The 24,155-nt window shown below is 69.6% G+C and carries 18 protein-coding genes, 1 tRNA gene and 9 pseudogenes; 10 read left to right on the forward strand and 18 right to left on the reverse strand.

What is annotated here, in order from left to right:
* Positions 1-171: 171 nt before the first annotated feature.
* Positions 172-969 carry a Bax inhibitor-1/YccA family protein gene (locus QQK48_RS05175; protein ID WP_284327707.1) on the reverse strand — a complete coding sequence of 266 codons (798 nt, stop codon included), beginning with the start codon at positions 967-969 and terminating at the stop codon, positions 172-174.
* A 100-nt stretch (positions 970-1,069) separates the two neighbouring features.
* Positions 1,070-1,537 (reverse strand): YaeQ family protein, encoded by a 468-nt coding sequence (locus tag QQK48_RS05180; RefSeq protein ID WP_348523473.1) that lies wholly within the window; start codon positions 1,535-1,537, stop codon positions 1,070-1,072.
* A 174-nt stretch (positions 1,538-1,711) separates the two neighbouring features.
* Here QQK48_RS05180 and QQK48_RS05185 point away from each other — a divergent pair.
* Positions 1,712-1,798: pseudogene (locus tag QQK48_RS05185) on the forward strand (hypothetical protein); the annotation flags it as partial.
* An 89-nt stretch (positions 1,799-1,887) separates the two neighbouring features.
* On the opposite strand, the gene QQK48_RS05190 reads toward QQK48_RS05185, so the two are convergent.
* The 10 genes and pseudogenes from QQK48_RS05190 to mfd form a co-directional block, all read right to left on the reverse strand.
* Positions 1,888-1,961: transfer RNA gene (locus tag QQK48_RS05190), tRNA-Leu, on the reverse strand.
* Positions 1,962-2,112: 151 nt separating this feature from the next.
* Positions 2,113-3,068, reverse strand: a pseudogene (locus tag QQK48_RS05195) (Ppx/GppA phosphatase family protein).
* The gene (locus QQK48_RS05200; protein WP_284327708.1) at positions 3,065-3,586 is read right to left on the reverse strand and encodes a DUF501 domain-containing protein; all 522 of its coding nucleotides are present in this window, start codon (positions 3,584-3,586) and stop codon (positions 3,065-3,067) included. Before QQK48_RS05200 ends, QQK48_RS05195 begins: the two are co-directional and overlap by 4 nt.
* A 10-nt stretch (positions 3,587-3,596) precedes the next feature.
* Positions 3,597-4,070 (reverse strand): FtsB family cell division protein, encoded by a 474-nt coding sequence (locus tag QQK48_RS05205; RefSeq protein ID WP_284327709.1) that lies wholly within the window; start codon positions 4,068-4,070, stop codon positions 3,597-3,599.
* 435 nt (positions 4,071-4,505) lie between these two features.
* A pseudogene (eno, locus tag QQK48_RS05210) lies at positions 4,506-5,793 on the reverse strand (phosphopyruvate hydratase).
* A gap of 83 nt (positions 5,794-5,876) precedes the next feature.
* Positions 5,877-6,227 (reverse strand): hypothetical protein, encoded by a 351-nt coding sequence (locus QQK48_RS19235; RefSeq protein WP_348523474.1) that lies wholly within the window; start codon positions 6,225-6,227, stop codon positions 5,877-5,879.
* Entirely contained in the window at positions 6,208-6,528 is a 321-nt protein-coding gene (locus QQK48_RS19240; protein ID WP_348523475.1) for a MazG nucleotide pyrophosphohydrolase domain-containing protein, read from the reverse strand. The genes QQK48_RS19235 and QQK48_RS19240 overlap by 20 nt, the downstream gene beginning before the upstream one ends.
* A complete protein-coding gene (locus QQK48_RS05220; RefSeq protein WP_284327710.1) occupies positions 6,521-6,907 on the reverse strand; it encodes a hypothetical protein in 387 nt (128 codons plus the stop codon). Before QQK48_RS05220 ends, QQK48_RS19240 begins: the two co-directional genes overlap by 8 nt.
* Positions 6,828-7,142 (reverse strand): hypothetical protein, encoded by a 315-nt coding sequence (locus QQK48_RS05225; protein WP_284327711.1) that lies wholly within the window; start codon positions 7,140-7,142, stop codon positions 6,828-6,830. Before QQK48_RS05225 ends, QQK48_RS05220 begins: the two co-directional genes overlap by 80 nt.
* Positions 7,143-7,147: 5 nt before the next feature.
* Positions 7,148-10,672, reverse strand: a pseudogene (gene mfd / locus QQK48_RS05230) (transcription-repair coupling factor).
* 151 nt (positions 10,673-10,823) lie between these two features.
* Here mfd and QQK48_RS05235 point away from each other — a divergent pair.
* The 9 genes and pseudogenes from QQK48_RS05235 to QQK48_RS05270 all read left to right on the forward strand — a co-directional run bounded on the left by QQK48_RS05235 (position 10,824) and on the right by QQK48_RS05270 (position 16,632).
* Positions 10,824-11,201: a hypothetical protein gene (locus tag QQK48_RS05235; RefSeq protein WP_284327712.1), complete on the forward strand. Its 378-nt coding sequence runs from the start codon at positions 10,824-10,826 to the stop codon at positions 11,199-11,201.
* Positions 11,202-11,472: 271 nt separating this feature from the next.
* A pseudogene (locus QQK48_RS21290) lies at positions 11,473-11,730 on the forward strand (adenosylhomocysteinase); the annotation flags it as partial.
* A complete protein-coding gene (locus QQK48_RS05245; RefSeq protein WP_431308293.1) occupies positions 11,702-12,205 on the forward strand; it encodes a hypothetical protein in 504 nt (167 codons plus the stop codon). The pseudogene QQK48_RS21290 and the gene QQK48_RS05245, both read left to right, overlap by 29 nt.
* A 69-nt stretch (positions 12,206-12,274) precedes the next feature.
* The gene (locus tag QQK48_RS05250) at positions 12,275-13,585 is read left to right on the forward strand and encodes an amidohydrolase family protein (RefSeq protein ID WP_284327716.1); all 1,311 of its coding nucleotides are present in this window, start codon (positions 12,275-12,277) and stop codon (positions 13,583-13,585) included.
* Positions 13,582-14,025, forward strand: a complete 444-nt coding sequence (locus tag QQK48_RS05255; RefSeq protein ID WP_284327717.1) for a cupin domain-containing protein — start codon at positions 13,582-13,584, stop codon at positions 14,023-14,025. The genes QQK48_RS05250 and QQK48_RS05255 overlap by 4 nt, the downstream gene beginning before the upstream one ends.
* A 69-nt stretch (positions 14,026-14,094) precedes the next feature.
* Positions 14,095-14,439, forward strand: a complete 345-nt coding sequence (locus QQK48_RS19245) for a hypothetical protein (RefSeq protein WP_348523476.1) — start codon at positions 14,095-14,097, stop codon at positions 14,437-14,439.
* Positions 14,348-14,989, forward strand: coding sequence for an ABC transporter substrate-binding protein (locus QQK48_RS05260; protein WP_348523477.1), 642 nt, complete (start codon positions 14,348-14,350; stop codon positions 14,987-14,989). Before QQK48_RS19245 ends, QQK48_RS05260 begins: the two co-directional genes overlap by 92 nt.
* A 146-nt stretch (positions 14,990-15,135) precedes the next feature.
* Positions 15,136-15,900, forward strand: coding sequence for an amino acid ABC transporter permease (locus QQK48_RS05265; protein WP_284327718.1), 765 nt, complete (start codon positions 15,136-15,138; stop codon positions 15,898-15,900).
* Positions 15,897-16,632 (forward strand): annotated as a pseudogene (locus QQK48_RS05270) (amino acid ABC transporter ATP-binding protein). Before QQK48_RS05265 ends, QQK48_RS05270 begins: the two are co-directional and overlap by 4 nt.
* A 110-nt stretch (positions 16,633-16,742) precedes the next feature.
* Here QQK48_RS05270 and QQK48_RS05275 read toward each other — a convergent pair.
* The 6 genes and pseudogenes from QQK48_RS05275 to QQK48_RS21300 all read right to left on the reverse strand — a co-directional run.
* On the reverse strand, positions 16,743-17,573 hold the full coding sequence (locus QQK48_RS05275; RefSeq protein ID WP_284329312.1) for an FAD-dependent oxidoreductase: 831 nt from the start codon (positions 17,571-17,573) through the stop codon (positions 16,743-16,745).
* Positions 17,570-18,469, reverse strand: coding sequence for an oxidoreductase (locus QQK48_RS05280; protein ID WP_284329313.1), 900 nt, complete (start codon positions 18,467-18,469; stop codon positions 17,570-17,572). The genes QQK48_RS05275 and QQK48_RS05280 overlap by 4 nt, the downstream gene beginning before the upstream one ends.
* Positions 18,363-18,728: pseudogene (locus tag QQK48_RS19250) on the reverse strand (oxidoreductase); the annotation flags it as partial. The gene QQK48_RS05280 and the pseudogene QQK48_RS19250, both read right to left, overlap by 107 nt.
* Before the next feature lie 66 nt (positions 18,729-18,794).
* Entirely contained in the window at positions 18,795-20,717 is a 1,923-nt protein-coding gene (locus QQK48_RS05290; protein ID WP_284327719.1) for an oxidoreductase, read from the reverse strand.
* Positions 20,678-23,367: pseudogene (locus tag QQK48_RS21295) on the reverse strand (glycoside hydrolase family 65 protein). Before QQK48_RS21295 ends, QQK48_RS05290 begins: the two are co-directional and overlap by 40 nt.
* Before the next feature lie 105 nt (positions 23,368-23,472).
* A pseudogene (locus QQK48_RS21300) lies at positions 23,473-24,114 on the reverse strand (HAD family hydrolase); the annotation flags it as partial.
* Positions 24,115-24,155: the final 41 nt, after the last annotated feature.

The following is a 24,155-nucleotide window of genomic DNA, read 5'->3' on the forward strand; positions in this document are numbered from 1 at the left end:
GCCCAAAACTCGTCGAAATCCGCGGGCTCACGAACGTCGGGACGGTAGGTTTCGAGCCGGAAAGGGGCAGGTCGAACTGGGGCATCATCGCTCCGGACATGACGACGCCCGCCGCGCGACCCGCGAGGGGCCGTACGCGACGGGCGGTCGGACGTTCAGGCGTTCAGGGTGTCAGTCGCGTCCTTGGAGGATAGCGATGATCCGCAGGAACTCGGTGTACATCCAGACGAGCGTGACGACCAGGCCGAAGGCCGCGGTCCACTCGTACTGCTGCGGCAGTCCGCGCTTCACGCCGTTCTCGATAAAGTCGAAGTCGGCGATGAGCGAGATGCACGCGAGACCCACGGCCACGAGGCCGATCGCGACACCGATCCAGCCGGAGCGCAGCCCCCATGCGGAGTCGGTGCCGCCGAAGATCATCACGAAGATGTTGACGACCGAGAAGGCCAGGTACGAGATACCGCCGATGATGAGGATCTTGCGCATCTTCGAGGTGTAACGAACCTTGCCGGTGCGGTACAAATACAGGCACACGCCGGACGTGATGGCGGTCGCCAGCAGCGCCTGCATGGCGGCGCCGGGGACGTCGAAGCCCTGCTCGATGTAGATCGACAGCGAGCCGAGGAAGTAGCCCTCGACGGCGGCGTAGATGAGCGCCATGGTCGGGTTCGTGGTGCGCTGGAACGCGAGCACCAGGCCCAGCACCATGCCCGCGATGGCCGAGATGAACAGGCCCGCGGTCGAGGGGAACAGGTAGCCGGGGATCGCCGCGATGAACGCGAGAACGATCATGCCCGCGGCCTTGCTCGTCACACCCTCGTAGGTCATGCGACCCATCTGCGCGGACGTGGCGCTGGGTGCGTCGAACTGCGACTGCAGGTCCTCTGCGGTGACGGCCGAGCCGTCGGGGTTGATGGTCGCTCCGGGCTTGAAGGCGCTGTTGAGCCTGCTGAACACGGGGCTGGCCATGTGGTCCTCCTCGAGGGGTACGGTCCTCGTCAGACTAACGAACGGAACCGCCGAAACGGCATCGGCCGTAAGAGGGATTCTCTGAGGGCGGACGCAACTCTCACCCCAGCGGGTGGTCGGTCACCTGCGTCTCGAGCGCTTCGCCGTTGAAATCGACGTAGAGGTGACGCTCCGTGACCGTCACCGTGAGGCGATTGCGGCGCTCCAGCCGCTGCGCCACGTCATCAACGAAGGCGCCGTCGTAGGCGTGGAGCACGATGTCCTCGCGACCGTGGATGCGTTTGCCGTCCCACCGCGCCAGCACCTTGCCCGGGTCGCGGTGGGTGTAGACGGCGGTGTACTCGGCCAGCCTGCTGCCGTGGTGAAGGCGGTCGGCCTCGGGCGCGCCCACCTCGATCCAGGCGGTGACGGCACCGGTGAGGTCGCGCGCGATCACTGCGGGCTCATCCGTGGTCGCGATCCCCGCACCGAAGGCCAGCCCCTCGCGGAACTCGAGGCAGTAGGCGAGGACGCGCGTGACGAGGAAGGCGGCGGTCTCCGACGGGTGACGCGCCACGCGCAGGCTCAAGGTCCTCGTACACCCCGCGGTCCATGTCCGCGAGCGTGACGTCGAAGGTGTGAACGGTCGCGCCGGCTGCCATGGGGCAAGGCTACGGGCGCGCCGCTAGCGTGAGGACCATGGAGTTCACAGCGGTGGTGGAGGCTCGACGCGACGGCCGATGCGGTGGAGGTCCCCGGTGACGTGGCGGCTGCACTCGACGCGGCCGGGGCGCGAGCGACGTTCGACGCCCGCACGGTGAGCCAGCGCCGCCAGCACGTGCGCGTCATCGACCGGGCCAAGCGGCCCGAGACGCGCGCCAGGCGCATCGACGCTCTGATCGAGGAACTCGGGAGCCTAGACGACCCGAATGCGTCGCGTGCCCCCGGCGGGACTCGAACCCGCACTGAGCCGATTTTAAGTCGGCCGCCTCTGCCAATTGGGCTACGGGGGCGTGCCCGACGATTCTGCCCCACGATTCCGTTTGGCCCACACTTGTGACGGAAGTGACTCGTGAGCCACGCGGGACTCTCGCATCGTGCCCACCCGTCACACGCGCCACATCCGTGGGCCAAACGGACGGCGAGCGGAACAAGTCCGGGCGGCTACGCGCGCGAGGCCGCCGAGAACGCGATGCCGTCGAGGATGTCGTGCTCGCTCGTGACGACCTCGGTCGCCTCCCCCGGCGGCCGCGACCTCGTCGCGCACGCGCGCCACGACCTCGCGCCACACCAGGGCGCCTGCGCCGATCACGTCGACGCGGCCAGGGTGCATGAATGGCAGCGCCTCACGCTCGGCGCGCGTGGCTGACAGCAGCGCGTCGCACGCGGCGATGACCGCATCGACGGGCAGGCGCGCGCCGTTGATCTTGTCGCGGTCGTACGCGGGCAGGCCGAGCGCCTGCGCGGTCACGGTCGTGATGGTTCCCGCAAGCCCCACCAGCGTGCGGGTCTGAGCCAGCGGCACCTCACGGATGGCGGCATCGAGCGCCGCGTGAACATCGGCCACTGCGGCCGCGATCTGGTCTTCGGACGCCGGGTCGGCCGTCAGGTGACGTTCCGTCATCCGCACGCAGCCCACGTCCATGGAGTGAGCCGCCGCGGGCGCAAACTCTCCCAGCACGAGGCTCGGTCGAGCCGCCGCCGAGGTCCACGACGAGGTACGGAGGAGTGAGCGCGGGGTCCACCACCGAGACGGCGCCGCGGAACGACAGCGCGGCCTCCTCGTGGCCGCTGATGACCTCCGGCTCCACGCCCAGGCGCTCACGCACTCCGGAGATGAACTCGTCGCGGTTGGACGCGTCGCGCGTCGCGGACGTTGCCACGAAGCGGATGGACTCCACCTGGTGCTCGCGGCACAGCGCCGCGTACTCGTCGGTGGCGGCAAGGGTCCGTTCGAGGGCCTCGGGGGCAAACTGACCGGTGCGGTCCACGCCCTGGCCCAGACGCACCACCTTCATGAGGCGCACCACATCGGTGAGCGACTCGCCATCGGCGGCAACATCGGCGATGAGCAGGCGGATGGAGTTGGTGCCACAGTCGATGGCGGCGACGCGGGTCATGCGTTCTCCTCTTCGTCCTCGATGGCGCAGGTACAGCGTGCGGGGCTCCACGATGCCGAGATCATCTCAAGCGCGTCGTCCCCCAGCGGGTTCACTCCCGGCCCGGAGGCAAGCGCATGGCCCACCAGCACGTGGAGGCACTTCACACGGTCGGGCATCCCGCCTGCGGAGATGCCGTGGATCTCGGGCACGTCCTCCATCGCGTAGCGCTCGGCAAGGTAACGCTCGTGCGCGGCGCGGTAAGCCTCCGCCAGCGCCTCGTCCTCACTCAGACGCTGCGTCATGTCCTTCATCACGCCGTTCGCCTCGAGTGTCGACACCGCGGCGGTGGCGCCGGGGTGCGTGAGGTAGTACTGGGTGGGGAACGGTGTGCCGTCGGGCAGGCGCGGGGCCGTGTGCACCACGGTGGGGCGCCCGCAGGCACAGCGCGCGGCGATCGCGACCACTCCGCGGGGCTCGCGTCCCAGTTGGGCGCGCAGCGCGGCGATATCGGCGGGGCTGACGGTCGTGTCGTTCATCCGTCCGATTCTAGTTGGAGGCCGCGGCCGTCTCGGGCTTCTGCGCAGCGTCGCTCGTGGCTCCCGAGGCATCGGATTCACCGGCGTCGCCTGCCGTCGCCTCGGCTCCCTCGCCCGCCTCCTTGACGGAGTCCCATAGCGTGTCGTACCAGGCGCCTGCGGGTCCAGCATCGGGCTCCTCGGCGGCGTCCTGTGCGGCGCTCTCGTCACCGGTCACGGTCTCCGGGTCGAGCACCCGGTAGGCGGTCTCACCGGGATAGACATAGCGCAGCCGTTCGCGGGCCTGCGCCTCGATGTACGCGTCGTCGCTCCAGCGCGCCACCTCGGCGTTCAGGTCGTCGAGCTCCTCCTGAGCCACGGCGGCATCCGCCCGGAGACCATCGAGCATGGTCTGCTGGTCCAGGTAGGCGCGCGCCGAGGGCCACACCACCGCCAAGGCGAGCGCCAACAGCGCGACGATGACGCCGGTGCGCCATGTGAGCATGCTGGCCCACGAACCCCCGGGGCGCCCTGCCAGGATGCGCGGCGGCGCGGGGGCCGCGGCCGGGGTCGAGGTCCGCGGGCGCGAGGAGCGCCCCGGGCCAGAGCCGGTGCGCGAGGATGCCGCGCGTGAGGTGGTGGGCTTGGAGGCCGCGCGCTGTGCCGACGAGGTCCGATGCTGCGTTGACTGCTGCGGGCGCGCCGACGAGCGGGCGCCCGAGGGCGTGCCGGGTCGTCGGGGGAGCTCACCGCTCCATTCTCACCGACGCACCCGTGCCCCGGTGACACCCGGGCGCCGCGAGTCGTGTGATTCACGCCTCAGGCGACCACCGCATCGGCCGCATGCCATGACGACGCCGCCCCGGGATGCGCGAAGGCCGCGGACCCCCACAGGGATCCGCGGCCTTGGCGGTGAGGCTGAGCCTCGTGCGGCTGTGCCTTAGGCGGCGTAGCGACGCGGGAAGGCGGACTTGCCGGCGTACTTCGCGGCGTCGTCCAGGCTCCTCCTCGATGCGCAGCAGGCTGGTTGTACTTGGCGATGCGCTCGCCGCGGGCGGGAGCACCGGTCTTGATCTGACCGGTGTTGAGCGCGACGACCAGGTCGGCGATGGTGACGTCCTCGGTCTCACCCGAACGGTGCGAGACCATCGAGGTGAAGCCGTTGGCGGTGGCGAGCGACACAGCGTCGATCGTCTCGGTCAGGGTGCCGATCTGGTTGAGCCTTCACGAGCAGCGCGTTCGCGGCCTTCTCGTCGATGCCCTTCTGGAGGCGGACCGGGTTGGTGACGAACAGGTCGTCGCCGACGATCTGCGTCTTGTGGCCGATGGTCTCGACGAGGTGCGACCAGTCGCTCCACTCGTCCTCGGACAGCGGATCCTCGATGGAGACGAGCGGGTAGTCGTTGACAAGCCTGCTCGTAGTAGGCGGACATCTCTTCGCCCGACTTGGCCGAACCCTCGAACTGGTAAGCGCCGTCCTTGAAGAACTCGGTGGCGGCAACGTCGAGCGCGAGCGCGACGTCCTCACCGGGCTTGAAGCCGGCCTTCTCGATGGCGACCAGGATCAGGTCAAGAGCGGCACGGTTCGACTCGAGGTTGGGGGCGAAGCCACCCTCGTCGCCGAGGCCGGTGGCCAGGCCACGCTCCTTGAGCACGGACTTGAGGGCGTGGTAGACCTCGGCGCCGTAGCGGTACGCCTCGCGGAACGTCGGGGCGCCGACGGGAGCAATCATGAACTCCTGGATGTCGACGTTCGAGTCGGCGTGCGAGCCACCGTTGAGGATGTTCATCATCGGCACGGGCAGCAGGTGCGCGTTCGGGCCGCCGATGTACTTGAAGAGGGCGAGGTCGGCGCTGTCAGCGGCGGCCTTCGCGACGGCAAGGGAGACGCCGAGGATCGCGTTCGCGCCCAGCTTGCCCTTGTTGTCGGTGCCATCGAGGTCGAGCATGATCTTGTCGATGATGCGCTGCTCGGTGGCGTCAAGGCCCACGATCTCGGGGGCGATCTCGTCGATGACCGCGTCCACGGCCTGCTCGACACCCTTGCCCAGGTAACGACCCTTGTCGCCGTCGCGGCGCTCGACCGCCTCGAAGGCGCCGGTGGAGGCACCCGAGGGGACCGCCGCGCGTGCGAACGTGCCGTCTTCCAGGGCCACCTCGACCTCGACGGTGGGGTTGCCGCGCGAGTCAAGAATTTCGCGCGCTCCAACGGCCTCAATGCTGGCCATGATGCTCCTTCGGTTGTGTGGATTTCCGTGGATCTCTTGCGAGTCTATCGACGCGCGCTACGTGGCGCGTCACGACGAACGTCCTAGTCCGGTGAACCTTCGGTGGCGGACGCGCGGCCCGCCTCCGCCTCACGGGCGGCCGCCTCGTAGGCACGCGTCGCGGCGCGCAGGGCGCCCTCGGCATCGACACCCTCGGCCTCGGCTCGGGCGACGAGTGCCAGCAACTGCTGGCCGATGCCCACGCCGGCTTCGTCGCGCACCTCGAGCCCGGTCTTGGCGGCGCGCGAGATGACCTTCTGCGCACGCGCCAGCGCGGGCTGCGCCACGGGGATGCCGTCCATCACGGACTCGCGTCCCTTCGTGGCTTGCTTGATCTTCTCCCACCTGCCCAGGGTCTCCGCGGCGGAGATGTCCTCACCGCCATCGGCAAACACGTGGGGGTGGCGCTCGACGAGCCTTGTCCGCCACCCCGCGGGCAATGTCATCGATGCCGAACGGGTCCTCGGCGTGGTCCTGCGCCACGCGCGCATGGAAGACCACCTGGAGGAGCACGTCGCCGAGTTCCTCGCGGAGGTCCTCACGCGAGCCGGTCTCGACCGCCTCGGCAAGTTCGTATGCCTCCTCAAGCGCATGCTTGATGAGGGTCTCGTGGGTCTGCTCCGCATCCCACGCGCACCCGCCCGGCGAACGCAGGCGGTCCATGACCTCGACCAATCTGGCGAGGTCGTCACTCACTGGCGAGCCACTCCGCGTCGCCCGCGACGAACAGGTCGGCGACGTTGAACTCCATGAACCAACCGGGCTGTCCCGCGTTGGCGAGGCTGACCGCCGTGGCGGAGGCCTCCGAGAGGGACACCAACAATTGGTCGACATCGAAGGTGCCCTCGCGCGGCGACACCGTGGTGGTCGCGGCCACGTCCTCGGCGATGGAGCGCAGCAGCGAGTCATCCTCGGGGATCATCGTGTACGCGGCGAGGAGGTAGGTGGCCTCGAGGCCGTCGATCATGGCCTCGCTGGGCTCGCCGTCGACCGACTCATACTCCTTGATGCTGACGGCTTCCTGCTCGATCGAGTAGCGCGAGTAGGTGAGCCGCTCGTCGATGTGCTCGAGCATCGGCTCGCGCAGGAGCCTCAAGGGTGACGACCTGGTCACGAGGGATGGGCTTGTGCGCCTCGAACGCCCACGCGTCGTACAACTCCGCCACGCGGGCGGACGTCAGGGTGGTCTGCTCGGAGGCCGCGGCGACGCCGGGCGACCCTTCCTGGCCGGGGACCGCGCAGCCTGCGAGCAGGAGCGCCGATCCCAGCACGGCCGCGCCGAGGGCGCGTCGACGACGGGACTCAGTCATGTGGCTCATCCTAACGGCGCGACCGCGGTCGCCTTGACGACCTCGCGCACCCAATCGAGCACGGGCAGACCCTCGACGGGTTTGCCGCCGATGCGCTGGGTCAGGGGCGCTGGCACCAGGATCTGGCGCACGGCCGGCTTGATCAGGGTGCCTGGGTAGAGGCGGTTGACCCGCAGCGCGGCCGAGTCGGGGAGTTCGACGGGGCTGAAGCGCACCAATTTGCCCTGCGCGACCACGTCCGTGATGCCCGTGCCGCGCAGTTCGCACCGCAGGCGTGCCACCGCCAGCAGGTTCTCCACCGGCTCCGGAAGGTTGCCGTAGCGGTCCTGGAGTTCCTCGGCGACGGCGTCGAGCGCCTCGCCGTCGGCGGCATCGGCCATCTTGCGATACGCCTCGAGGCGCAGGCGCTCGTGCTCGATGTACGCCTCGGGGATGTGGGCGTCGATGGGCAGATCAATGGTCATCGCGGGGCGTTCCTGGCCGCCCTCGCCGCGGAAGTCGGCGACCGCCTCGCCCACCATGCGGATGTAGAGGTCGAAGCCGACGCCCTCGATGTGTCCGGACTGCTCCGCGCCGAGCAGGTTGCCCGCGCCACGGATCTCGAGGTCCTTCATGGCCACCGCCATGCCCGCGCCGAGGTCGGTGTTGGCGGCGATGGTCTGGAGACGGTCGTGCGCCGTCTCGGTCAGGGTGCGGTCCGCGGGGTACAGGAAGTAGGCGTAGGCACGCTCGCGTCCACGCCCCACGCGGCCGCGCAGCTGGTGAAGCCTGGCTGAGGCCGAACGTGTTGGCCTTCTCGACGATGAGGGTGTTGGCGTTGGAGATGTCGAGTCCCGTCTCGACGATGGTCGTGCACACCAGGACGTCGTAGCGCTTCTCGTAGTAGTCGACGATGACCTGTTCGAGCCTGCTTCTCGCTCATCTGGCCATGCGCCACGGCGATGCGGGCCTCCGGAACCAGCTCGCTGAGCCGTCGCGCGGCCGACGTGATGGTCTTCACCGAGTTGTGGATGTAGAACACCTGACCGTCGCGCATGAGTTCGCGGCGGATGGCGGCGGCCACCTGCGGGTTTTCGTGGGGACCCACGTACGTGAGGATCGGATGACGCTCCTCCGGCGGCGTGGCCAGCGTCGACATCTCGCGAATGCCGGTCACGGCCATCTCGAGCGTGCGCGGGATAGGGGTCGCGGACATGGCAAGCACGTCCACGTCGGTGCGCATCGCCTTGAGCGTCTCCTTGTGTTCCACGCCAAAGCGCTGCTCCTCGTCAACGATGACGAGGCCCAGCCTGCTTGAAGCGCACGGAGCCGGTGATGAGCCGGTGGGTGCCGATGACCACGTCGATCGACCCGTCACTCAGGCCCTCGATGACCTCTCTGGCTTCCTTGTCGGTCTGGAAGCGGGACAGCGCCGCAACCTTGACGGGGAACTGCGCGAAGCGCTCGGTGAACGTGTCGACGTGCTGCTTGACCAGCAGGGTGGTGGGGCACAGCAGCGCCACCTGGGTGCCGTCCTGCACCGCCTTGAACGCCGCGCGCACCGCCACCTCGGTCTTGCCGAAGCCCACGTCGCCGCAGATGAGGCGGTCCATGGGCACGGAGCGCTCCATGTCGGCCTTCACGTCATCGATGGTGGTGAGCCTGGTCGGGCGTCTCGACGAACGGGAAGGACTCCTCGAGTTCGCGCTGCCACGGGGTGTCGGGAGAGAACTCACGGCCGGTGGTCGCCATGCGGGCGCTGTACAGGCGGATCAGGCTCGGCGGCAATCTCCTTGACCGCCTTCTTGGCGCGCGACTTGGTCTTGGCCCAGTCCGAGCCGCCCATCTTGTTGACGCTTGGCGCCTCGCCACCGACGTACTTGGTGACCTGATCCAGCCTGGTCGCTGGGGACGGAGAGGCGGTCGGCGGGGCCGCCGCGCTTGGACGGCGCGTACTCGATCACCAGGTATTCGCGCTCGATGCCGCGCACGGTGCGCTTGGTGAGTTCGACGAAGCGGCCGACGCCGTGCGCCTCGTGGACCACGAAGTCACCCGCGCGCAGCCTGCAGCGGGTCCACCGCGTTGCGACGCCGCGCGGGAACCTTGACCTTGGGTCCCGCGGCGACGGCCGCGCGCCCGGTGAGGTCGGATTCGTGCATCACGAGGACGCGGTCATCGGCGCTCGCGAAGCCGACGCCGGTGATCTGGGGCACCACGGACAGGATGCCCTCGACGCGCTCGTAGGTGGGCTGCACTCGGGCCGTCACCCCGGCCTCGGTGAGCCTGCTCGGCGAGCCGATGCGCGCTACCGGTTGACGCTGCGGTCACCACCACCGTCCAGCCCTCGGCCATCCGGGACCGCAGGAGGCCGATGGCCTCGCGGAGGCGTCCGCGGTGATCCTCGAGGTCGGTGATCCCGGTGACCACGGCATCGGCCGCACCGAAGGGGCCAAGGCTGACCCAGTGGACGCCGCGGCCGTCGGCGGCCTCGCGCAGTTGTTCGAGGGTGAGGAATGAGCCCTCGGTGGGTTCGAGGGGGCTGTCCGCGCCTGCTGCGGCGCTGACCCATGCGGCGGCGAGGAACTCGTCGGCGGTGCGGGTGAGGTCCTCGGCGCGGCGGGCGAGGCGCTCGGGCTCGATGAGCAGCATGCGCGTGCCGCGCGGCAGGATCGCGGGCACCGAGGTGAGGCGCGTGACGAGGAGCGGGATGAGCGACTCCATGCCCTCGACCGCGTGCCCATCGGCGATCTTGGCGAGCATCTCCGAGGCGGCGGGGACGTCGTTCACGAGCCTGGGCGGCACGCGCGCGGACGTCGTCGGTCAGCAGCAGTTCGCGGCACGGCGGCGCCCACAGGCGCTCCACGTCCGCCAGCGAGCGCTGGTCCGCGACCGAGAACGAGCGGATCGAGTCCACCTCGTCGCCAAAGAACTCGATGCGCACGGGGTGAGGGTCGGTGGGCGCGAACACGTCAACGATCCCGCCGCGCACGGCGAACTCGCCACGCTTCTCCACCATGTCGACACGGGTGTACGCCGCGGCGCCGAGGGCGTCGGCAAGGTCGGTGAGGTCGCGCTCGTCCCCCACCTTGAGGTGGACGGGTTCGAGATCCGGCAGGCCCGCCACGATGGGCTGCAGCAGCGCGCGGATGGGCGCGACCACCACCTCCACGGGCGGGATGCCCGCCTCGGTTTCCACGATGCCGGGGTGGACGATCCGGCGCAGCGTCGCGAGGCGGCGCGCCACGGTGTCGGAGCGGGGGCTCAGGCGCTCGTGCGGCAGCGTCTCCCAGGCGGGCAGGACGGCAATGCGGGCCGGGTCGCGGTAGCCACCGAGCGTGGCGGCGAACGTGTCGGCGTCTCCGCCCGTGGCAGTCACCACCAGGAGCGGGCCGTCGAGCTCGGCGTTCGCCACCAACGCGGGAGCGGCGGCCGATGCCGCGGTGAGGTGCGCGCCGTCCGCGAGCGCGCGAGGAGTCAGGGAGGCGAGCAGGGGCTCGAGCGGCTGGTTCACAAGTCTCCAGGCATGCCAATGGACCGGAATCTCCGGCATAGCCATCCTAAGGACCCCCACCGACTCCCAAGGTATGGGGAGACAGAAGTGACGGGTGAGACCGGCATCGGCCGCATGTCCGTCACCCCCGCCCCAGGCGTCACATCGCACCTTGGGAATCGTCCGGCGAGCGGAACCTAGACTTGTCCCCATGACCGATGCGCGCGGCGAGGCGGAGCGGCTGCTGCGCCGCTTCGCCCGTGACACCAATCTCCTCATCGCCGGACGCCCCTTCACCGTGACGGGCGGCGAGCCCGTTGCCGAGGCCCTGGCCACCATGCTGCGAGGCATGGGCGCGCTCGTCCTCGCGGAGGGCGCACACGCGGCCGATGCCTCCGCCCAGGTCGGCATCGACGTCACCACCGGTGAGATCACCCTGGGTGGCCGCGCCCTGACGGGCCGCGGCGACGCGGCGGGACGGCTCGACTTCGCGGCCGCCCACATGCCGGTGTCCACCGCGATCGCCGGGGAGCCTGGCGGCGGCCGAGACGCTGCGCGGCCTTCGCATCGGCGTCTCAATGACACTTGAACCGAAGACCGCGAACCTCGCGCTCCTGCTGAAAAATGCCGGCGCGACCGTCGCCGTCTACGCACACCCCGACGAGACCGATGAGGCCGTGGCCCAGGCGCTGCGAGACCGCGGCGTGCCCGTCGATGCGGACTCCACGCTCACCACGCCCGCGGCCGAGCGCAAGGCGGCGCTGGCGTTCCTCGACCGCGGCTTCGACGTCCTCGTCGACGACGGCTCGCATGTCACCCGGCTCGCACACGAGGCCCGCCCCGACCAGGTCGCCCGCTGGATGGGCGCCACCGAGGAGACCACCTCCGGCCTTGCTCCCCTGCGTCACATGCACGCCGCCGGGCTCCTGCGCACCGGCGTGGTCGCCGTCAACGACGCGATCACCAAGACCGGCTTCGACAACCGCTACGGCACGGGCCAGAGCCTGCGTGCTCGCCATCGCGGACCTGCTGGACGCCGCCGGAGTGAGCGTGCGCGACCAGCCCGCGCACGTCATCGGCTACGGCCCGGTGGGCGAGGGCGTCGCGGCACACCTACGCGCGCTCGGCGTCACGGTCTCCGTCAGCGAGATCGACCCGGTACGCGCCCTGCTCGCCACCCACGATGGCTACGACGTGGTGCGGGTCGAGGACGGAGCCGTCGGCGCCCTCGTGGTGTCTGCGACCGGATGGCCCGGCACCGTCACCCCGCACCTTTCCCGGCTCGCGAAGGCGGTTGCCGTCGCAGGCGGCACCCCTGGCGAGATCGCGTGGAACGGCGCACTCGTCCCGGTCGTGCCCCAGGTGGACCGCGACGAGGACGGCACCCTCATCCTTGACCGCGGCGGCTGCATCAACGTGACGGCCGCCGAGGGCAACCCCATCGAGATCATGGACCTGTCCTTCGCCACCCAGGCTGGCCGCGGTGGCCGAGGTTGTGACCACCCGTCCCGGCATCGGCCTCACCGCCGTGTCCTCCGCGGCCATTGCCCACGTCGCCGCCACGGCGGCACGCACCCGCGGCGCCGCCCTTGAACCCGCCTCGTCCCACGCCTCCGCAGGCGCGGCCGACTGGCGCAGCCCCCGTTACCGCGAGGAGATCGCATGACGTCCTTCCCCGTCACCCTGTATTCGGCGGCACTCGTGCTGCCGGTGACGGCGCCGCCCATCCTCGACGGCGCCATCGCCGTGCGAGGCGAGAAGATCCTGCACGTGGGCGAGCGTGCCTGGGTGGAGCGTTCGCTGGCAGAGCGGGGAGTGCCCGTCCACCACGTGCACTGGGACGGCGTCTTGACGCCCGGTCTCGTCAACGCCCACACGCACCTCCAGTACACGGGCATGGCCGAGGTGGCCCACCGCACGTACCAGGGCTTCGAGGACTGGATCACCGGCTTCAACCCCGTATACCAGCGGGGCCACGACTGGGGCGCCGATGCCGCCGCGGGCGCCGCGATGCTGGTCGCCACCGGCACCACGGCCGCCGCGGACATCGTCACCGACCCCGAGGCCGCCCACGCCCTGCACGATGCCGGACTCAGCGGCATCGCGTACTGGGAGGTCATGGACTGGACCAACGCGGACTGGTCCGCGCACGGCCGCGCCGAGGTCGAGGCGGCGCTCGACTCCTCCCCGACCGTCCCGGCACCGGCCTCAGCCCCCACGCGCCGTACTCCCTGGAGATTCAACCGCTGCTGGAGATTCCGGACATCGTCCGCGAGCGCGGCCGCCGCATCCACATCCACCTGGGCGAGTCCGGCATCGAGCGCGAGTTCGCCCACGAGGCCCGCGAGCCGTGGCAGACCCAGGGGCTCGGCGGCTTTGTCGAGCCTCCGTCAGGCCGGCTTCGGCACCTCCGCGACCGACTACGTCGACCACCTCGGCGTCCTTGGCCCCGACTGCCACGTCGCCCACGGCGTCTACATGTCCGAGCGCGACCGCGCCATCCTGCGCGCCCGCGGCACCACCGTCGCTCTGTGCCCCCGCTCCAACCACATCATCGGCCTGGACAACCCGCCGGTCGCCGCCTACCTGCGCGAGGGCTCCCCCATCGCGGTCGGCACCGACTCGCTGTCCTCCTCACCCAGCCTGGACCTCATGGGCGAGGTCAAGGAACTCATGCGGATCGCCAGGGTCCAGGGCTACTCGGGAGACGACCTTGCCGAGCGGCTGCTGACCGCCGCCACGCTCGGCGGCGCGCACGCGATGGGCATCGACGAGGGCCCGCACCGCACGGGCTACCTCGCCGTCGGTGCCCGCGCCGACCTCGCATTCTTCGACGTACCCGTCACTACCATCACCGAGACGCTGACCACGCTGGCCGAGGCGGGCGACGGCCACGCCGCCGCCACCATCATGGGCGGCCGCGCGCGCCACACGTCGGCCCGCTTCACCGAGCAGACCGGAGCCGCCGCATGACCGCCGACGCCCGCCCCGCCACCGCAGCGGCCCTCGACCTCGCCGCGCATCCCGAGGGCGGCTGGTTCCGTCGCATCTGGACCGGCACCACGCCAGTCGAGACCCCGGGAGGCGTCCGCCCGGCGGCCACCTGCATCCACTACCTCCTCACCCCCGGCGAAAGCTCGGCATGGCACGTCGTCACCAGCGATGAGGTCTGGCTGTGGCACGGCCCCGGCACGCTCACGCTGTCGCTTGGCGGCAACGGCGAACAGCCGGCCGATGCCGTCGTCACCCAGGTCTTGGGCCGCGACCTGGCCGCCGGCCAGGTGCCGCACGTCCTGGTGCCCGCAGGAACGTGGCAGGCGGCAGCGCTCGACGGCAACGACGAGTGCTTGGTGTCGTGCCTCGTCTCGCCAGGTTTCGACTTTGCGGATTGGTCCCTCGCAGGCGGCAAGTAGACTGCGGCCCGTACGGGAGCCGTCAGCGTCGACCCCGCTCCACCATTGCATTTCCCTGTTGGAGAGAACATGACTGCACGCATTCTTGGCCGGGTCGCCACCACGGCCATCGCCGTGTCCGCCCTCGCGCTGGCCGGCTGCTCCTCGACGTCCGAGGGCGAGACGTCCGCGACACCTTCGGACTCGGCGACCGCATCGGCCGCCCCCACCGCCTCTGCTGACGCCGCCGGCACGCTCGAGACCGTGACCGATGGTGTCCTCACCATCGCCACCGGCGAGCCCGCCTACGAGCCCTGGGTCATCGGCGACGACCCCACCACCGGTGAGGGCTTCGAGGCCGCGGTGGCCTACGCCGTCGCCGCCGAGGCTCGGCTACAGCCCCGAGGACGTCACCTGGGTTCGCACCACGTTTGACTCCGCGATCGCGCCCGGCGCGAAGGACTGGGACCTCAACATCCAGCAGTTCTCCGTGACCGAAGAGCGCAAGAACGCCGTCGACTTCTCCTCGCCGTACTACACGACCTCGCAGGCCGTCGTGGCCGTCGAGGGTGGCGTGGCCGCCGACGCGACCTCCGTTGCCGACCTTGCCGGTGCCGCCGTGGGCGTGACCGTGGGCACCACCTCGTACGACGTCGCCGTCGAGGCGCTCGGCGAGGACAACGTCCAGGTCTTCAACTCGGTCGCCGACGTGGTCGCCGCGCTGAACGCCGGCCAGATCGACGCCTTCGTCACCGACCTTCCTGGCGCCTTCTACTCGGCCGCCGTCGAGGTCGAGAACGGCGTGATCGTCGGCCAGTTCGCCGGTTCGGAGGGCGGCGACGAGTTCGCGTTCGTCCTGCCCAAGGACTCGGCCAACACCGAGGCCGTGACGGCAGCCGTCGACACCCTCGCCGGCGACGGCACGCTGGAGGCCCTCGAGACCGAGTGGCTCTCCGAGGCGGTCGACGTTCCCGTCCTGAACTAAGGAAGTACCAGGCATGAGAGACGGAGCGCCCCGGGCCACCGCGCCGGGTTCCATCCCGGACAGCGCCGCCGCGCACCAGGTGAGCGAGCCGGCTCGACCGCCGCCGCTACCGCGAGCGCGCCTCGTGGCGCTCCGTCCTCATCGCCGTGAGCTCGACCATCGCCTTCGTGGTGGTGCTGTCGCTCGTCGTCGTCAACACCCCCGGCTGGGACGCCGTCAAGCAGACCTTCTTCAACTGGGAGATCGGTCGCGACAACTTCGCCGGAATCCTTGAGGGACTCTGGGTCAACCTCAAGGCGCTGTTCTTTGCCGCCATCATGGTGGCCGTCTTCGGCACACTGCTGGCGGTGCTGCGGTCGCTGCGCGGGCCGGTGTTCTTCCCGCTGCGCGCGCTCGCCACCATCTACGTGGACCTCTTCCGCGGCGTGCCCGTCCTCATCGTGCTGTACCTCATCGGCTTCGGCGTCCCCGCGCTGGGCATCTTTGGGCGCCTCGATGCCGCCCTGCTCGGAACCATCGCGATCGCGCTGTGCTACTCCGCGTATGTCGCCGAGGTGCTGCGCGCGGGCATGGAGGCCGTCCATCCGTCGCAGCGCATCGCCGCACGGTCGCTGGGCCTGAGCCACGGCAAGACCCTGCGCCTGGTCGTCATCCCCCAGGGCGTGCGCAAGGTCATCCCCGCCCTCATGAACGACTTCGTGTCGATGCAGAAGGACGTGGGCCTCATCTCGGTTCTCGGCGCCGTCGACGCGATCCGTGCGGCCCAGATCGACGTCGCCCAGACATACAACATGACCCCCTATGTGGTGGCCGCGTTGCTCTTCGTCGCCATCTCGGTGCCGCTCACGCGCCTCACCGACTACGTCGCGGGACGCATGAACGTGCGCGAACAGATCGGAGGCACGGTGTGAACGTCCTCGAAGCCACCAACGTCTGGAAGGCGTTCGGAGACAACACCGTGCTGCGGGGCGTCGACCTCACGCTGACCCAGCATGAGGTCGTGGTCCTCATCGGCGCCTCTGGCTCCGGCAAGTCCACCCTGCTGCGCACCATCAACCTCATCGAGCGCATCGACGACGGCCGCCTGGTCCTCTCGGGCGACGACATCTCGGACCCCCGCGTCGACGCGGACGCGGTGCGCGCACGCATCGGCGTGGTGTTCCAACAGTTCAACCTGTTCCCGCACATGAAGGTCATCGACAACGTGACCCTCGCCGCACGCAAGGTGCACGGTCAGAATGCCGCGCAGGCACGCGCCAAGGGCGTGGCCCTCCTCGAGCGGTTCGGGCTCGGAGACAAGGTCGATGCCTATCCCGACCGGCTCTCGGGAGGACAGCAGCAGCGCGTCGCCATCGCGCGCGCCATCCTGACCGATCCAGAGCCTGTTGCTGCTCGACGAGATCACGTCGGCGCTGGACCCCATGCTGGTGGGTGAGGTGCTCGATCTGGTCCGCGACCTTAAGGCATCGGGCTCCACGATCCTCATGGCGACGCACGAGATGGCGTTCGCGCGCGACGTCGCTGACCGGGTGGTGTTCATGCACGGCGGGCGCATCGTCGAGGAGGGCCCGCCCGAGCAGATTTTCGACGCCCCCCAGGAGCCCGAGACCCAGGAGTTCCTGGCGCGCGTCACCCACCGCTAAACCCGTCACATGGATCCATTCGGCTCGCCTCAGGGCCAGGATGAGACACCATCCACCGCGCGGGACCACAGCGGGCCGATGCGGTGGTCACCCACCGCATCGGCAGCCGGTTAAAGCGAGAAGGCCGCTTCGAAGCCCGCGTTGATCGCGTCGCCCACCTTGGCGGGCTGAACGCAGTCGCCAATCGCGACCACTCTGTAGCCCGACAGCGCCGCGGCGAGGCCAGTGGCGGGGCGCACACCGAACGCGGACACCACGGTGTCGGCATCGACGCGCGACTCGCCGTCGGGGCCGTCAACGACGACGCCCTGAGCGTCCACGGTCGTGACGCGGTGGCCGGACAGCAGGGTCACTCCCGCCGCTTCGAGATCGCGCAGGAGCGTGATCCGGTTGATCATGAGCAGGTCGCCCGCCACCGCATCGGCCATCTCGACGATGGTGACGTCATGGCCGTCGAGCGCCGCCTCGAGTGCGAAGTCGGCGCCGGACAGGCCGCCACCACACACCACGATGCGCTGGCCGAGGTCCGCACCGAGGTGCGCGTCGACGACCTCGACGACGTTGTCGCCCTCGAGCCCAGGGATGGGAGGCATCACGGGGGTCGAGCCGACTGCCACGATGACTGTGTCAGCGCCTTCGAGCTCGGGAGAATGCTCGGTGATCTCGGTGCCGAGGTGCACGGTCACGGGGAGGTCTGCCGCCTGGCGCTCCCACCAGAAGATCATCGAACGCAGTTCCTTCTTGAACTCCGGTGTCGCGGCGGGCCACAGCACGCCGCCGAGGCGATCCTCGCGCTCGTAGAGGTCGACGCGGTGTCCGCGCAGAGCCGCCACGCGCGCGGCCTCGAGGCCCGCGGGTCCGCCGCCGATGATCACGACGCGCTGTTCGACGTCGCTGGGGATCAGGACGCGCTCCGCCTCGAAGCCGACAGTGGGGTTCACCGCGCAGCCGAGTGGCTGGCCCACAAACGCGTTGCCCACGCACAGCCTGGTTGCAGCGGATGCAGGGGCGAATGCTGTCGCGCTCGCCCGCTGCGAGCCTTGGCGGCCCACTGAGGATCGGCAATGAGGGCACGGCCGATGCCTGCGAAGGCCATCTCGCCGCTGGCGATCGCGGATTCCGCACGCTCGGGCGTGAGGTTGCCGCAACCAAGGACAGGGATGCTGAGCGCCTCGGTGAAGTCGCGGACCGAGTCCATCATGCAGTTGTCGCCCAAGTAGTAGGGCGGGAAGACGTAGTCCATGGCCTCGTAGGAGCCCTCGTCCACCATCAGCATGTCGAGCCCGGCCGCCTCGAGGACCTTGGCGATCTCCAGGGACTCGGCGGGTGTGCGACCGCCCTCGAATCGGTGGTCGACCGAGAGTCGGAAGCTCACGGGAAGGCCGGGGGCGCCCTCCTTTACCGCTGCGATGATCTCGGTCGCGAACCGGCAACGGTTCTCCACCGAGCCGCCGTACTCGTCGGTGCGGCGGTTCCACAGCGGGGAGAGGAACTGGTCGATGAGGTAGCCGGTGTGGCCGTGGATATCGATGGCGTCGATGCCCGCCTCTGCACACCGCGCCGCGGCCTCCTTGAAGCGCTGCACGATGACCACAATCTCGTCGCGCTCGAGTGGTCGGCAGATCACGCTCGGATCCGCGTAGTGGCCGTTGTCGGACGCGGAGATCGGCGCGTTGTCGGGGTCGACCACGTTGATGTTGCGGCCGAGCCCCGCGGTGAGCCTGCACGGACACCTTTCCGCCGCGAGCGTGAAAGGCCTCGGCGAGGCGGCGCAGACCCGGGGTTGCCGCGTCGGTGTCAATCCGACCGAGTCCGGCGTTGATGACCTCGTAGTCATCGGTGACCGCGTTGATACCGGTACAGACCAGGCCCGCGCCCTGCGCACGCTCGGCGTAGTAGGCGATCTCGCGGTCCGTCAGGTGGCCGTCGTGGTCGCCCATCTCGGTGCCCATCGGCACCATCACCACCCTGTTCGGCAGCGTCAGGTTGCCCAGGGCAATGGGCGAAAGGACATGGTCAAAGGTCGCGGTGGCCACGGCACTCAAGGAAATCGAATTCGTTGTTAGACCCAACGTAGAACCGACATTTACCGTCATACCGGGACGTTTGCCCTCCGCCTTGGCGCTTTCGGTGCTAGGCCACTGCGCCGCATCGGCCCCCTGCTAGAGCGAGCACGCGGCCTCGAAGCCCGCTCGCACGGCATCGCCCACTTTGCCGGGCTCGACGCAGTCGCCCACGGCGATGACGCGTCCGCCAGGCAGGACGTCCGCGAGCGCCGGGTCCTGTCGCAGCCCGAATGCCGCGACCACCGTGTCGGCGTCGACCCGGTCTTCGCCATCGGGCCCATCAACCACCACACCGTGGGCGTCAATCATCGTGACCCGATGCCCCGTCAGCACGGTCACACCCGCGGCGGCGAGGTCGCGCACCAGCGCATAGCGGTTGACCATCAACTGGTCGGCGGCGATGGCCGGGCCCGCCTCCACCACCGTCACGTCGTAGCCCACGCGGGCAGCCTCAAGCGCGAACTCTGCCCCCGACAACCCGCCTCCGCCGACGACCAGCCGACGACCCATGTGCGCTCCCAGGTGCGCGTCCACCACGTCGACGACGTTCTCGCCCTCGAGGCCCTCCACGTCTGGCACCGCGGCCCTTGCCCCGGTGGCGACGATGATCGCGTCCGCGTCGTCCAGCACCGCGGAGCCGCGTGCGATCTCCACGCCGAGGTGCACCCGAACGCCGAGCGCCGTGAGTTGCCTCTCCCACCACTGCACCATCACGCGCAGGTCCTTCTTGAAGGCCGCGGTGGCGCTGGACCAGGCCAGGCCACCCAGCCTGTCGTCGCGCTCGTAGAGGTCGACCCGGTGCCCGCGCAGCGCCGCCACGCGCGCGGCCTCGAGACCCGCAGGCCCACCTCCGATCACCACGACGCGCTGCGGGGTATCGCTCGGGCGCATGGGGCGCTCCGCCTCGAAGCCCGTGGCCGCGTTGACGGCGCAGCCGAGCGGCTTTCCCACCGAGACGTAACCCACGCACTTCTCGTTGCAGCGCAGGCACGGACGAATGTCTTCACGCCTGCCCTGCGCGAGCCTGGCCGCCCACTGCGGGTCGGCGATGAGAGCACGGCCGATGCCCGCGGCAGTCATCTCGCCGGCGGCGATCGCGGTCTCGGCACGCTCGGGCGTCAGGCTTCCGCAGCCCAGCACCGGGATGGAGAGCGCACGAGTGAACATCGCCACGGAGGAGATGATGCAGTTGTCGCCGCGGTAGTACGGCGGATACAGGAAGTCCATGGCCTCGTAGGAGCCCTCGTCCACCATGAGGAGGTCCACGCCCGCATCTTCGAGTTTGAGCGCGATCTCGATGGACTCCACGGGCGAGCGTCCTCCCGCGAAGCGGTGATCCACCGACAGGCGGAAACTCACCGGGAGACCGGGAGCCCCCTCCTTGACGGCGGCGACGATCTGGGCCGCGAACCGGCAGCGGTTCTCGACCGAGCCGCCGTACTCGTCGGCGCGGCGGTTCCACACGCGGGAGAGGAACTGGTCGATGAGGTTGCCGGTGTGCCCGTGAATGTCGATGGCGTCGATGCCCGCCTCGGCACACCGCGCCGCGGCTTCCCTGAAGCGGGTCACGATGACCGCGATCTCGGTGCGCTCCAGCGGCCGGCAGATCACGGTGGAGTCCCACCAGTGCGAGTTGTCGGACGCGGAGATGGGTGCGCGGGCTGTGTCGAGCGCGGCGATATTGCGGCCGAGGCCCGCGCTGAGTTGCACGCCCACTCGGCCGCCGCGCGCATGGAAGGCGTCGGCGAGTGCGCGCAGTCCCGGGATGGCGGCGTCGGTGTCCACGCGGCCGATGCCAGGGCCGATGTCCTCGAAGTCGCCGGTCACCGCGTTAATCCCTGTGAACACCAGGCCCGCGCCCTCGGCACGCTCCGCGTAGTACGCGATCTCGCGGGGAGTGAGGTGACCGGAGTCGTCGCCCATCTCCGTGCCCATAGGCACCATCACCACCCTGTTGGGCAGCGTGAGAGACCCGAGGGTCATCGGCGACAACAGGTGGTCGAACGCGGCGACGGCCATCGAGGCTCCAGTGTGAAAGGAAGAAGAACTACGTTGACACTAGAAACCGCCGATGCCCGCCGACCGGGACGTTTGCCCCGCGCGGCGTCACGACTGCGGGATGTGGAGTTGCTGCGTCTCCGTGGGGGCTCGTCGACGTCCTCGGTCACAGACGTGGGCAGCGACGGCGTGATGACCGTGCCGTCCGCCCTGACGGTGCCGTGGAACGCCTGCGCGTCGGGCGCGCCGGGGATCCGGTCGCCCTGATGCGCCAGCGGGACCTCGAGGCTCCTGGAGCCTGCGTCAACGAATGACGCTCGCCACGCACATCCACCGTGAGCCCCGGCCCTTCCTCGATTGCGAAGGCGATCGAAGAAGCACGCACCGTCACGCGCACGCGCGTGCCGCGCTGCGTGATCCGATACGTCAGCGACGGCCAGTCCTCGGGAAGGCGCGGGTCGAACGTGAGCACGTCGCCGTGGTCACGGAACCCGCCAAAGCCATAGACCAGCGCCGACCAGACGCCGCCAGTGGAGGCGGTGTGGACACCATCGGCCGCATTGTCGTGAAGGTCGGCGAGGTCCACGTAGAGGCCGTCCCAGAAGTACCTCAGCGCGAGCTCGTGGTAACCCACCTCGGCGGCAATGATGGACTGCACCACCCCCGACAGGGTGGAGTCACCGGTGGTAATCGGGTCGTAGTACTCGAAGTCCTTGCGCTTCTGCTCGGGCGTGAAGTGCTCGCCCTGAAGGAAGAGCGCCAGCACCACATCGGCCTGCTTGAGCACCTGGAAGCGGTAGATCACTAGCGGGTGGAAGTGCAGCAACAGCGGCCGCTTGTCGGCGGGCGTGTTCTCGAGGTCCCACACCTCACGCTCGTTGAAGAGCGCGTCCTGCGGGTGAATTCCCAGGCTGTTCGTCCCACAGGATCGCCATGCCGTCGGCGGCGCGCTCCCACTCGTCGACCTCGGCCGGGTCGATGGCCAGGCGCGCGACCACCTTCTCGTACTGCTCGGGCCATCGGTCGCGGAGCCTTGTGCAGGCTCGCGACGGCCACGCGCAGGTTGAAGCGCGCCATCACGTTCGTGTACAGGTTGTCGTTGACCACGGTGGTGTACTCGTCGGGCCCCGTCACACCGTGGATGCGGAAGGACTCGCCCTTGCCCTCGACCTTGCGCCAGAAGCCGAGGTCGGCCCACATGCGTGCCGTCTCGACCAGGATGTCGATGCCGTTGCGGGACAGAAACTCGTCATCCCCCGTGGCGCGCACGTACTTGTCGACGGCAAAGGAGATGTCCGCATCGATGTGATACTGCGCGGTCCCCGCCGCGTAGTAGGCCGATGCCTCCTCGCCATTGATGGTGCGCCACGGGTACAGCGCGCCGTGCTGGGCGAGCCTCGGCAGCACGCCTGCGCGCGGCAGGGAGCATCTGATACCGATAGCGCAGGGCGTTGCGGGCGATGATGGGCGACGTGTACGTGAAGAACGGCATCACGTAGACCTCGGAGTCCCAGAAGTAGTGGCCGCCGTAGCCCGAGCCCGTGAGGCCCTTGGCCGGCACGCCGAGGCCATCGCCGCGCGCCGCCGACTGCGCCAACTGGAACAGGTTCCACCGCACGGCCTGCTGGATCTCGTCACGGTCCTCGATCACCACATCGGAGCGCTCCCAGAAGCCGTCGAGCCAGGCACGCTGGTCCTCGTACTGCTTCTCGATGCCCTCGGAGGCGACGCGGTCGAGGGTGCGGTGACAGCGGTCGGCGAGCTCGCGCGCGGGCACCACCCGCGACGTGTGATACTCACCACCTTGGTCAGGGTGAACGTCTGGCCCGGCTGGGGCCGGGCGCGGAAGACGTGCTTGGCGTAGTCCTCCTCGGCTTCGCACACCGTCTCGAAGTCGCCGTCGAACTCCACGGAGTGCTCCATGGCCACGGCGAGCGTCATCCGCGAATTCTCGGCCTGGTAGCCCAGCACCGCGCGGCGGTCGTCGCCGTCGTGAAGGCGCGGCTCGAGCACGCGCTTGTCCAGCCTTGGAGGCCTTGCGGGGGTCAGCGATGCCGCTCGTGGGGGCCGGGTTCGCCTTGTACTCGTCGATGCCCGCGGCACGGTTGAGCAGTTGTGAGGAGATCGCGATGGGCGCCTCCTCGTCGAGCAACGTCACCTCAAACGACATGACCGCCAGGTGGCGCTGCGCGAAGGACACCATGCGGCGCGACCGGATCCGCACCCGGTTGCCCGACGGGGTGCGCCACAGCAGTTCGCGGGTGAGAACGCCGTCGCGCATATCGAGCACCCTGGAGTACTCGATGAGGTCGGCGATGGACAGCAGCAGGGGCTCGTCGTTGACGTACAGCCGGATGATCTTCGGATCGGGCACGTTGACGATGGTCTGCCCCGTGCGCGCGAAGCCGTAGGCCTCCTCGGCATGCAGGATGTCCCAGGTCTCGTGGAAGCCGTTCACGAAGGTGCCGTGGGCGTGGGCGTCGTGGCCGTCCTCGACGTTGCCGCGCAGGCCGAGATAGCCGTTGCCGACCGCGAAGAGCGTCTCCGTGACGCCCAGGTCGACCTTCGAGAACTCGGTCTCGACCAGGCGCCACGGATCCGCGGGGAAACGCAGCCGGTCGAGGTACGAGGGTGACGTCGTGTCCCCAGTGGGACGCTCGGCGGCCCTCACGCGACCAGGCTCCGCGAGATCGGCCACCACCACGTCGGCTCCGTGGCTGGTGAGGGCGTCGGCGCCCGCTCCCCTGTCGACTCCCACGACGAGCCCAAAGTCGCCTGCGGCGCCGGCCTGCACGCCGGAGATCGCATCCTCGACCACCACCGCATCGGCCTGTGCCACTCCCAGCAACTCGGCGGCCCGCTGATACGTGTCGGGCGCCGGCTTACCGGGAATCTTGTCGCGTGCGGCGACGGCGCCGTCGACCACCACGTCGAAGTGGTGGTCGAGGCCCGCGGCGGCAAGGACTTCGGGCGCGTTGCGGGAGCTCGAGACGACGGCCATCGGGACGCCCACGGCGTTCAGGTGGTCGATCAGCGCGACGGAGCCCGGATACGGCGCGATGCCGTCCTCGCGCAGCACACTCGCGAACATGTCGTTCTTGGCGTTGCCGAGCCCGCAGACGGTAGCGGTGCCGCCAGCATCCGTCGGGTCGCCTTCGGGCAACGTGATGCCTCGGGAGGCGAGGCACGCCCGCACGCCGTCGTAGCGCGGCTTGCCATCGACGTACGCGAAGTAGTCGTCGTCCGTGTACGCGGGAGTCACGGCGTGGGCCGTGAAGTAGTCGGTGAACATGCGCTTCCAGGCTGCCATGTGGACCTCGGCGGTCGGGGTGAGGACCCCATCAAGGTCGAACAAGGCGGCGCCGAAGCGGCGGTCGTTGACCTGGGGAATGGCCCAGGCAGTCTCGGTCGTGGTCACGCTTCCTCCCTCGTATTCACGGGACTACTGACGGGTAGCGT

It is taken from the genome of Demequina litorisediminis, assembly GCF_030161615.1.
Taxonomy (GTDB): Bacteria; Actinomycetota; Actinomycetes; order Actinomycetales; family Demequinaceae; genus Demequina; species Demequina litorisediminis.

What these genes read in the sequence shown, in the direction of transcription:
- QQK48_RS05250 (WP_284327716.1), top strand. Translation starts at nt 12,275, where the DNA reads ATGACGTCCTTCCCCGTCACCCTGTATTCGGCGGCACTCGTGCTGCCG.
- QQK48_RS05175 (WP_284327707.1), bottom strand. Translation starts at nt 969, where the DNA reads ATGGCCAGCCCCGTGTTCAGCAGGCTCAACAGCGCCTTCAAGCCCGGA.
- QQK48_RS05205 (WP_284327709.1), bottom strand. Translation starts at nt 4,070, where the DNA reads ATGCTCACATGGCGCACCGGCGTCATCGTCGCGCTGTTGGCGCTCGCC.
- QQK48_RS05255 (WP_284327717.1), top strand. Translation starts at nt 13,582, where the DNA reads ATGACCGCCGACGCCCGCCCCGCCACCGCAGCGGCCCTCGACCTCGCC.
- QQK48_RS19245 (WP_348523476.1), top strand. Translation starts at nt 14,095, where the DNA reads ATGACTGCACGCATTCTTGGCCGGGTCGCCACCACGGCCATCGCCGTG.
- QQK48_RS05280 (WP_284329313.1), bottom strand. Translation starts at nt 18,469, where the DNA reads ATGACTACGAGGTCATCAACGCCGGACTCGGTCGGATTGACACCGACG.
- QQK48_RS05235 (WP_284327712.1), top strand. Translation starts at nt 10,824, where the DNA reads ATGACCGATGCGCGCGGCGAGGCGGAGCGGCTGCTGCGCCGCTTCGCC.
- QQK48_RS05290 (WP_284327719.1), bottom strand. Translation starts at nt 20,717, where the DNA reads ATGGCCGTCGCCGCGTTCGACCACCTGTTGTCGCCGATGACCCTCGGG.
- QQK48_RS05225 (WP_284327711.1), bottom strand. Translation starts at nt 7,142, where the DNA reads ATGACTGAGTCCCGTCGTCGACGCGCCCTCGGCGCGGCCGTGCTGGGA.
- QQK48_RS05220 (WP_284327710.1), bottom strand. Translation starts at nt 6,907, where the DNA reads ATGCTCGAGCACATCGACGAGCGGCTCACCTACTCGCGCTACTCGATC.
- QQK48_RS05200 (WP_284327708.1), bottom strand. Translation starts at nt 3,586, where the DNA reads ATGAACGACACGACCGTCAGCCCCGCCGATATCGCCGCGCTGCGCGCC.